3 protein-coding genes are annotated in these 3,811 nt (G+C 39.3%); all 3 read right to left on the bottom strand.

What is annotated here, in order from left to right; genetic code table 11:
• Positions 1 to 1,013: 1,013 nt before the first annotated feature.
• Positions 1,014 to 2,555 (bottom strand): DEAD/DEAH box helicase, encoded by a 1,542-nt coding sequence (locus WBG45_RS06380; protein WP_024536804.1) that lies wholly within the window; start codon positions 2,553 to 2,555, stop codon positions 1,014 to 1,016.
• A 421-nt stretch (positions 2,556 to 2,976) separates the two neighbouring features.
• Positions 2,977 to 3,696, bottom strand: coding sequence for an alpha/beta hydrolase (locus WBG45_RS06375; RefSeq protein ID WP_424413023.1), 720 nt, complete (start codon positions 3,694 to 3,696; stop codon positions 2,977 to 2,979).
• A 16-nt stretch (positions 3,697 to 3,712) separates the two neighbouring features.
• Positions 3,713 to 3,808 (bottom strand): hypothetical protein, encoded by a 96-nt coding sequence (locus WBG45_RS06370; protein ID WP_424413025.1) that lies wholly within the window; start codon positions 3,806 to 3,808, stop codon positions 3,713 to 3,715.
• Between the last annotated feature and the right edge of the window lie 3 nt (positions 3,809 to 3,811).

Raw genomic sequence — 3,811 nt, 5'->3', positions numbered from 1 at the left:
ACAACCGCCAAACTTTTAATCCTTTAGGTGAAATTTGATTCATTGGTTCATTCCTCATCTAAACACCAACTTTCTCTCTATACATACGATTTTACAGGAAAAATGTTTCATTATAAATGCATATCTTTCCAATATATAACTACTCCTTCATTTCCTTGTAATAATAGCTCTATTAATGAGCAATGTTGGCGGTTAATCGTCAAAGGATACATATTTTTATTTTTGAGTCTTGTAGAAAGAAGAAATGTAATTATCGGTGCATTTACATGGAATCACATAGACAGGAAGTTCCGGTTCGCTTCGGATTTCATCCAATGCACGATTGACCTAAACGAAAAGACCCTAGCGAAGTGACAATGTTACTTCGCTAGGGTCTTTCTCTTTGGCAATCTTACGGCGAATTTTCGTCCGTCGCTCCACGGAAGTCGATGTGCCAATGGTTAAATGTTTTTGGTCGACGGAAGAATAGACTCCTTTACTTTGGAAAACAACCTGCCAAAGATGAAATTTTGGCAGGTTCCTTCTTTTTTTATCAGGTTGAAAAAGCTTATTTCGAGTTCGTCTATAGCGAACTGCCCTTCTGTTGTCTATCGTGGCTAAGAGGAGAAACCCTGAACCATCATAAAGTACGATTTTGAAATGTGGCTGTCCAAAAAATCCTTAGAAAAAAGGTTCCTATTTCTTCATATTGTGAGATATGGAGTAAAACAGCGTAGACTCCAGCGGGAATAGCAAAGTGTCGAAATCCACTCGAACGATTAGTTCGAGTTAGTTCGGCGCAAGCCCGCGGAAAGCGTAGCTGTTTTGCGGAATATCAACCTGATTATAGACAATCAAAACTTAAAGAAAGTGACGATGATCATGACTAAAGCCAATTGGGATATTAGATTCTGCATCAGCCTATAATCCCTTAAGATTAAGAGATAGTTTTTTATGGGAAAGTTGAATATTCAATATATCTCCAACAAAAAAATCACAGCCCAATTTGGACTGTGATTTTTGATAATTAGTTATTAGCTTTCACGACGTGATGATGAACGTGGACGTCCACCGCGGCTTGCAGAACCTTCACGAGATGCAGATGATGAAGAACTTCCATCACGGCTACCTGTGCTAGTACGACGAGCTCCACTACGATCAGAACTACGACCTGAACCTGATGAAGGTCGTCCGCCACCGCTACGGTTGTTGCCTTTATAGCCACCACCGCTACGACCGCCACCCTCTTTACGAGATGGTAATGGACGTTCTTCAGAGATAGATACTGGTGTATCACTTGGCTCACGAGTCATTGATTTTAATGCAGCTGCAATAACATCAATTGCTTCGTATTTCTCAAGTAATTCCGTTGCAAATGCACGGTAATCACCAATATTGTTTTTGTCTACCATTTCTCCAAGTGACTCAACAGCTAAACGTTGTTGACCAACTAAAGCTTCATCAGAGCTCGGAGGACGAAGTGGTGACATACGTTTTTTCGTTGTTTCTTCAACGATACGTAGGTAACCCATTTCACGTGGAGTAACAAAAGTTACTGCCACACCACTTTTACCAGCACGGCCTGTACGACCAATACGGTGAACATAGCTTTCTGGATCTTGTGGGATATCATAGTTATAAACGTGAGTAACGCCTGTAATATCAAGTCCACGAGCAGCTACATCAGTAGCAACTAGGATGTCGATTTTGTTTTCTTTAAATTGTTTTAAAACTGACATACGTTTCGATTGGCTTAAATCACCATGAATACCTTCAGCAATATAACCACGAATGCTTAATGCATGTGCCAATTCATCAACGCGGCGTTTTGTACGACCAAAAATAATCGCAAGTTCCGGTTGGTGAACATTGATAACGCGTGATAGAATATCGAATTTTTCACGTTCGTGAGACTTAACGTAGAATTGCTCGATGTTTTCTACTGTCATTTCTTTTGATTGAATTTTAACGATTTCTGGGTTTTTCATGAATTTCTCTGCAATTTTTTGGATTGGTTTAGGCATAGTTGCTGAGAATAACAACGTTTGACGTTCTGCCGGACAGCTTTCCATAATTGTATTGATATCTTCAATGAAGCCCATGTTTAACATTTCATCCGCTTCATCTAAAATAAGCGTTTGAACGTTATCAAGTTTTAATGTACGACGGTTTATATGATCTAAAATACGACCAGGTGTACCAACGATAATATGTGGATTGTTTTTTAATGCACGGATTTGACGTCCGATTTCTTGTCCACCATATACAGATAAAATTTTCACACGTTTGTCTTGACCGATTCTGTAAATTTCTTCTGAAACTTGAATCGCTAATTCACGAGTTGGTGCGATAATTAGACCTTGAATAGTAGTGATTTTTGGGTCAATTTTTTCGATTAATGGAATACCAAACGCTGCTGTTTTACCAGTACCTGTTTGTGCTTGACCAATAATATCGCGGCCTTCCAAACCAAATTTAATTGTACCTTCTTGAATCGGTGTTGCTTCTTCAAAACCCATACGTTTTACGGATTTTAATGTTGATGCGCTAATATTTAATTCTGAAAAATTTGTCAAAATTTAATCTCCTTTTTGTTTACAATTGACAAATGGTTACACTTTCAGATGAAGTTGCGGCAAATTCGAGCCTATACGAGGAACGTTTCCGTTACTTAAAATTCTCTGTAGAGTTATCAGAGGGGACTTATATTTAAAGGAAAGCCCGGTTTTTTGCCGAGCGGTTCGATCAGTGGGGAGCATGTTTCAAAGCGTTTTGTTAACGCGGTCTCTTGTGACTTGTTAGTAGCCTTCGTCTGTTAGAACCTGGCTATTATGAAAGTTCACAGTTTTGATGTTTGAAACTAAACATCCTACCCTAAAAAATTGAACAAACCGTTATGTTCAAAAAAAAGACCTCTTCATCTTGCGAAGAGTCTTTACACAAAATGTATCCATTGCTCTAAATACCTTACCATGTTTAAAGACGATATGCAATTAATTAGCCACAGTCGTAATAATTAGTTTTCTCATTTCTTACCAAAAAATGAAGTACTTTCTCAAACCAATCGTCACAGTCGTCGCTATAACAAATGAGGTGCTTACCACATTCAGATGTAATCAACTGTTTTTCAGCAGACCCTAGACGCTCGTACAAATAATCGGCAGATGCAAAAGGCACAATGCCATCTTTTTGACCTTGTACGATGCATACGGGCACTGATATTGATTCGTAGTAAGGCTCAACCATTTTCACGATACGCAAAAACTCAAACGCGGCTCGAATTGGCGTATGAGTTAATTTGTACTCGTATAAATGATAAAACGTGTTGGTAGCAAGTTTCCTTTTCACAGCATCCGCCATAATGTCTTTGACGTCTTCCAGCAGTTGGCCGGCACTGATATATTTTGCAGCCGCACTCAGGAGAACCAATCGGTCGATTTTATAGCGCATCGATAAATAGAGGGCAATCAAACCTCCCATTGAAAATCCAACGATGACCACTCGATCCACATCTTTTTGCAACAACCTCAAGGATTGCTCAGCTTCCATCATCCAATTTTCTGCCGTAAATTCATTTAGTGAAAGTGTAGGTCCGTGTCCAGGTAACGTCGGGACTTTGACCAACCAATCTGTCTTTTCTTCTATATATTGCACAAATGGTTGTATTTCATACGGACCACCAGTGAATCCGTGAATACATAATACTCCAGTTTTCACGTTCTCTGCACCTCCATCATTTACCGTATGGTTGACGGAATCCTGCCCGTAATTTATCAACTGCATCAACAAGTCGTTTGTCCTTTGTTTCTTGTCTCTTAGCTGATAACAACCA

Origin of the sequence: Paenisporosarcina sp. (genome assembly GCF_049671445.1) — a bacterium.
In the GTDB taxonomy this organism is placed as follows: Bacteria; Bacillota; Bacilli; order Bacillales_A; family Planococcaceae; genus Paenisporosarcina.
Note: the sequence above shows the minus strand (reverse complement) of the source record. Positions and strands in the feature narration are given on the sequence as shown.